This is a genomic window from Acidovorax sp. (assembly GCF_022763525.1).
Classification (GTDB): domain Bacteria; phylum Pseudomonadota; class Gammaproteobacteria; order Burkholderiales; family Burkholderiaceae_C; genus Acidovorax.
The window spans coordinates 44,856-51,129 of the sequence record NZ_JALEGG010000085.1 but is presented as its reverse complement, the minus strand read 5'-3'; the positions used below and the strand labels follow the sequence as shown (position 1 = coordinate 51,129).

Genomic DNA, 6,274 nt, shown 5'->3' with positions numbered 1-6,274 from the left:
GCCCTCGGGAACGTCGCCCAGGGCCTGGTAGTAGGTGAGCACGGTGGGCCCGGCCAGTGCGGCGCGGGTGTCCAACCCCTGGTGCCCGGCGTTGACGTATCCCAGGCCGCCAACGGTGGGGTCAGCGTAGAGCACGTTGTCCCATGCAGGCGCGGCGCCGGGGCGGTCGGTGAGCGGGCTGTCGATGTGGATGTTGGCCACCAGCCAGGGGGCGGACTGCAAACGCCGCGTGGCGCCAGTCAGGAAGGCAGGCGGGCTTTGCACCACCCGCGCCGCCACGAACACCGGCAGCGCCACGATGCAGCGCGGCGCCTTCCAACGCTCCACGCTGCCCGTGGCGTGGTTGAAGGCGTCCACTTCCACGCCATGGCGGCCTTCGGTGATGCGCAGCACGCTGGTGGCGGTGCGCAGCTGGCCTCCGGCACGCAGGGGCTCGGCCAGGCGCTGCGTGATCCAGCCATTGCCTTCAGGCCAGGTGAGCACGCTTTCGCGCGCTTCGTCGGCTGCCTCGCCGGGCGCATGAAAGCCGTGGCGGCTGGCAAAGTAGTGGATGCCCGCCCAGGCCGACACGCGCCCCACGCCCGCGCCGTAGTCGTCGCGGCAGCAGTAGTCTAGGTACCACAGCAGGTGCTCGTCATCGAAGCCCTCTTGCGCCAGCCACGCACTGAAAGTGATAGCGTCCAGCGCTTGATGTGCGGGCGCTATGGGCTGTTTGGTGCTCCAGAGCTTAAGCGCCGGCATGGCAAACCGCGCGGCCTTCGCCTCTCGCTCCACTGCCTGTGCAAAGCGGCGGTACTGGGCCAGCGTGGCTTCGCTAACACCGTGCACGGGTAGCAGGCCTTCTTGCCACTCGCCGTCAAAAAACAGGCGCTCCTGCGGGCTGTGGCACAGGTGGCGTTCGTCGTACTGCCAGCGGCCAGCCACGCGGCGGCGCAGGCCCAGCTCTTCCAGCAGATCCTGCACCTCGCGCGCATCGTCGCCGGGCACGGGCAGGTAGTGCGCGCCCAGCGGGCAGGCAATGCCGCTCACGGCCCCGCCCCGGCTGTTGCCGCCTGCACCGTCTTCCAGCTCCAGCAGCGCAAAGTCCTCCACCCCCGCCAGCCGCAACGACCGCGCCGCAGCGAGCCCCGCCACGCCACCGCCCGCGATGATGACCTGGGCACGGCGGACTACGCTGGGGGCGGGCAAGGTGCCGGTCTTGAGCAGGTCGCGCAGCTGGTGGCCCCGCGCCATGTCGATGCCGGTGAAGCCGCCTTCCAAGACGCGAGGGGCCTTGTCGCAACCCGGCAGCAGCACCGCGGCGGCAGTCGAAGCGGCGGCGGTGGCTAGGAAATGGCGGCGTTGCATGGCGTCAGTGTCTCCGGGCGTACGCAACGCCTGCGCCGCTTGCAACCGGCGCGGCCCAGACCAGCGGCCGCCGCGCAAGGGCCGCCCCGCCGCGCTGGGGGCGTCCCCCTGCCCGCTGCGCGCAGCGCTGCGAGAGCGGGGGGAAGACGCGAAGCGGCTCAGGGGGGTCTCCCATCTAGTGCTTTCCCCACTCGCGTTCGTACGTGTGCACCAGCGCCTGGTTCGACAGACGGTTCACCTCGGCGGGCACGCGCGCCATATCGAGCGGAAAGTCAAACAACAGCGGCAACGTGTCGGCACTCAAGAACCGCAATCCGGCCGGCAGTGCCTCGGGCAGGCGCCAGGGTCTGCGGCTGGCGATGATGAAGCCCCACTCGCCAAAACTGGGCACGTGCGCGTGGTACGGCGCGGTTTGCAGGCCGATGGATTCGATGGTCTGCGCCACCGTCCAGTAGCTTTTGCGGGCCACCAGAGGGGAGGTGGTCTGCACCACCGCGTAGCCGCTGGCGGCCAGGCGCTTGTCCAGCAGCGCGTAAAAGCTGTTGGTGTAGAGCTTGCCGATGGAGAAATTGGTGGGATCGGGAAAGTCCACCACGATCACATCAAACGTGTCCGCCCCTTCCTGCAACCACCCAAAGGCATCGGTGTTGACGATCTTCACCTTCGGGTTTTGCAGTGCCAGGCCGTTGAGCTGCGCAAGGCGCGGGTTCTCGCTGAAGATCTTCGTCATCGCGGGGTCCAGCTCCACCAGCGTCACGGACTCGACCGAGGGGTATTTGAGGATTTCGCGCACCGCCATGCCATCGCCGCCGCCCAGCACCGCCACCTTCTTGGGCGCGCCATGGGCTGCCATGGCCGGGTGCACCAGGGCCTCGTGGTAGCGGTACTCATCGGCCTGCGCGAACTGCAGGTTGCCGTTGAGATACAGCCGGTGCCCTGCGCGCCCCTGTGTGACCACGATGCGCTGGTAGGGCGACGCGGTGCTGAAGACGATGCGGTCCTGGTAGAACTTGTCTTCGGCCACGCTGGTGATCTGCTCGGCCCCCGCCAGCGCGGCCAGCAACAGTCCCAGCACCATCACGCAGGCCGCCAGGTGCGCCTTTAGGCGCCGCAGCTCGTGCCGGAAAAGCCACACCGCCCACAATGCCACGGCCGCGTTCATCACCCCAAACAGCAGCCCGGTGCGGATGAGCCCCAGGTGCGGCACCAGCAGCAGCGGAAACGCCATGGACACCGCCAGTGCGCCCAGGTAGTCGAACGTGAGTACCTGCGACACCAAGTCCTTGAGCACCACATTGCGCTTGAGGATGCGCATCACCAGCGGAATCTCCAGACCCACCAGCGTTCCCACCGCCAGCACCATGCCGTACAGCAGAAACCGGAACGCCCCAGGCGTGTAGGCATTGGCCAGGAACAGCGTGGCCGGCAGCGCCCCGCCAATGAGCGCCACCAGCAACTCGATGCGCAGGAAGTGCGCTGGCAACTGCCGTTCAAAGTACCGCGACAGCCACGAGCCCACGCCCATCGCGAACAGGTAGGTGCCGATGATGGTGGAAAACTGCAGCACCGAATCGCCCAGCACGTACGAGGCCAGCGCGCCCGCGGCCAGCTCGTACAGCAGGCCGCAGGCGGCAACGACGAAGACGCTGATGAGCAGGGCGATGTCGATGGGGCGAGGGCCGGTCGGTGCGGCCAGCGCCTCGGGCGGGGAGGCGGAAGGGGTCAAATCAAAATTCCAAGGCGGTCACCAGCGCATGCCAGAAGCAAGCGCTGCGTCAGGCTGCGGGCAGGGGTCAGTGGATCGCCGCCGCCACGATGATGCTGATCCCCAGGCACATCGCCGCGACCACCAGGCCCAGGGCCTGGTTCTGCTTTTCGACGATCTCGCGCCACAGGTCATAGGGCGTGATCTTGTCCACGATGACAAAGCACAGCCAGAAAATGACCACGCCGATCAGCGCATACAGCATGGACCCGAGGAAGGCTGCGGGCCGGAGCCATTCGATTCCCATCATGGTGTGATCTCCTTGAAAAACCAGGTGTTGTGTGGGTGGTGAAAGGTGAGGGTCAGCGGGCAGGCGCCGTGGCGGCGCCCGCCTACTTGTGGCTGCCGCCCGACGAGTAGCCGCCGAACGAGCCGCCCGAGCTACGGTAGCCGCTGCCCGATGAGCCGGAGCAATTGCTCAGGATGATGAGCAGGATGATGATGATGATCGCGATCAGGATGATGGTGCCGCAGCCCAATCCCGACTGGGCCACGAAGGGGCCAGGGTCGTCGCGCTTGAGTACATCTGCCTTGTCGTCGAGCTTGAAGGCCTTGGCCACGGTGTCGCTGGCGAGCTTGTCGCCCGCGGACCAGGTGACTTCGTTCGGCGTCTGCTCCAGCGACAGCAGGCCCTTGGCGCTGGCGAAGTCGCGGTTGCTGGTCTTTTGCCCGCGCGTGACCTGCCAGTAGAACTCGCCCAGCACGTAGGTCGTTTCGGCCTCGTAGGTGTACTTGAGCTCGTACTTGGTGCCCATGTACGTGGCGGTACGGCCATTGGAGGAGAGTTGCGGCGCGCCGGTGGTGGGGCGCACCATGCTCCAGCCTTCTTCCGAATCGACCAGGAAGGCGAAGCCGCGCTTCTGGTTGTAGAGCAGGTACTCGCTCCAGCCAAAGTGCTCGTCGTCGCCGGGCTCTACGCCCATGCGGTGCTGAAAACCCACCACCTGCCAGTGCACACCCTGCAGCTGGCCCTTGCTGCCCAGCGGAATGAGGGGCTGCACGGGCTCGTCCTGCTCGGCCGAGCGCAGTTCGCCGCCCACGCCGCTATCGAGGCTGATGATGCTGGCGCAGGAACCGCAGGTGATGCTTTTGGTGCCCGCCAGCTTCACCTGGACGGGCGCGCCACAGTGCGGGCAGTTGAACTGGCGGCCTTTTTCGTCCTTGGCAGACTCGTCCTTCAAGCCCTTCAGCTGCAGGTCCTCCAGCAGCACGGCGCGGCCGCGCTCCACGCTGGGCGGGGTGTGGCCGTAGTCGATGCTGACCACCTCGCCATCGGCGCTGCGCAGCTCGACCATGCCGAACGGCTGGCCCAGCGGTGGCAGCTTGGGCAGTTCGCCCTGGGCGGAGATCAGCGATGCCTGGCCGGTATAGGCCACGCTGTAGGGCTTGCCGTTGATGGCGGTGGTGGTGCCGATGCGAAAGCGCTCGGCCGGCGGCATCTCGCGGCCGGGGTCGATGCGGCGGGTGAAGACGTAGGCGCCGTTGTCTTCGCCGAGGGTGGCGGTGCTGCCGTCTTCGAGGAAGGCGACCCATTCGGTCCACACGCCCGCGTCGCCCTTGTACTGCAGGCGGCCGATGAGGGTGAAGGGCGTGTCCTTGCCGTCGAGTGCGATGCGCCCGCTGGCCATGAGCTGCAGCGGGCTGTGGTCGTCGAACAGCTCGGCCATCTTGCCCAGGCGCGTGAGCACTTCGCCGCTGCGCACGACGGTGCTCTGGCAGTAGCCGCAGACGGCGTGGGTGGACTGCGCGCTCTTGAATTCCACCGGTGCGCCGCAGCCAGGGCAGGGCGCGCGGTAGTAGCGCTGGGTGGGGTCGGTGGCCATCGGCAGGGTGATGGATGCTGCTTGCGCCGCTCAGCGCGGAGTCAAGGCCTTTTTGGCCTATGGCGCTTATCCCTCAAGCGCAAGCAGCTATCTTTATGATAGCGGTAGGTGCCCGTCGATCAGACGAGCTTCTTGAGCAGCTCGGCCTTCTTGGCGTCGAACTCTTCCTGCGTCAGGATGCCCTTGGACTTGAGGTCGCCCAGCTTCTCCAGCGTGGCCATCACTTCCTCGGGCTTCACACCCACCGGCGCTGCGGCGGCCTGTGCGGCGGCGGCAGCAGCGGGCGCCACGGGCGTCTGCAGGCCCTGTTGCAGGTTTTGCGCCAGCACCTGGCCCAGCGCCACGCCAGCGCCCAGGCCCATGGCGTCGCCCGCAATGCCACCGCCGCCATTGCCCGCGCCCTCGGCGAACTTGGGGATCGCCTGCGCCGTCTGGTACTGCATGAACTTGCCCATGTCGTTGCCGACCATGCCCATGCCGATCTTCTGGTCGAGGATCTTTTGCAACTCTTCTGGCAGCGAGACGTTCTGCACCGTCATGGCCTCAAGCTGCAGGCCGATCTTGGCGAACGCGGGCGCCAGTTCCTTGGCCAGCGCATCGGCAAACATCACCTGATTGGCAGCCAAATCAAGGAACGGCAGGCCGCTGCCGGCGATGGCGTTGCTGATGTTCTGCAGCACCAGGCCGCGCAGCTGGCCTTCCAGGTCGGCTACCGGGTACGACTCGCGCGTGCCCGAGATCTCGGTGTGGAAGAGCTTGGGGTCGGCGATGCGGAATGCGTAGTTGCCGAACGCGCGCAGGCGCACCGCGCCGAAGTCCTTGTCGCGGATCGTGATGGGCTGGGGCGTGCCCCACTTCTGGTCGATCTGCTGGCGCGTGCTGAAGAAGTACACGTCGCTCTTGAAGGGCGACTGGAACAGCTTGTCCCAATTCTTCAGGTAGGTCAGCACCGGCAGCGTCTGCGTGGTGAGCTTGTAGGTGCCCGGGCCGAACACGTCGGCTACCTGGCCTTCGTTGACGAACACCGCCATCTGCGACTCGCGCACCACCAGCGTGCCGCCGTTCTGGATTTCCATGCCCGCCATCGGGAAGCGCCACGCCAGCGTGCCATCCCCCTCTTCGGTCCATTGGATGATGTCAATGAACTGTTTCTTGATGAAATCCATGAGGGCCATGTGTGCTCCCAAAGCAAAAGAAGGGGTTGAAAAGAGCGGCCATCATAGCAATGGGGGCATTGCACGCGGCGGCTTTTTTGGGGCTGCTTCCGTGAACCGTTTCACGCGCAGTACACCGCGCATGTGGATGAGCGCGGCCCGCGCTTGTTGATAGCAGCTATCTG

At 66.5% G+C, this 6,274-nt stretch carries 5 protein-coding genes; all 5 read right to left on the bottom strand.

Annotated elements, in window-relative coordinates:
• The coding region (locus tag MRY84_RS06625; RefSeq protein WP_291504951.1) for an FAD-dependent oxidoreductase at window positions 1-1,347 on the bottom strand (1,347 nt) is incomplete at its 3' end.
• Window positions 1,348-1,522: 175 nt separating this feature from the next.
• Entirely contained in the window at window positions 1,523-3,073 is a 1,551-nt protein-coding gene (locus MRY84_RS06620; protein WP_291504950.1) for a polyamine aminopropyltransferase, read from the bottom strand.
• Between the two features lie 67 nt (window positions 3,074-3,140).
• Entirely contained in the window at window positions 3,141-3,359 is a 219-nt protein-coding gene (locus MRY84_RS06615; RefSeq protein WP_291504952.1) for a DUF350 domain-containing protein, read from the bottom strand.
• Between the two features lie 85 nt (window positions 3,360-3,444).
• The gene (locus tag MRY84_RS06610; protein ID WP_291504949.1) at window positions 3,445-4,935 is read right to left on the bottom strand and encodes a DUF4178 domain-containing protein; all 1,491 of its coding nucleotides are present in this window, start codon (window positions 4,933-4,935) and stop codon (window positions 3,445-3,447) included.
• A 119-nt stretch (window positions 4,936-5,054) separates the two neighbouring features.
• On the bottom strand, window positions 5,055-6,110 hold the full coding sequence (locus MRY84_RS06605) for an SPFH domain-containing protein (RefSeq protein ID WP_291504948.1): 1,056 nt from the start codon (window positions 6,108-6,110) through the stop codon (window positions 5,055-5,057).
• Window positions 6,111-6,274: the final 164 nt, after the last annotated feature.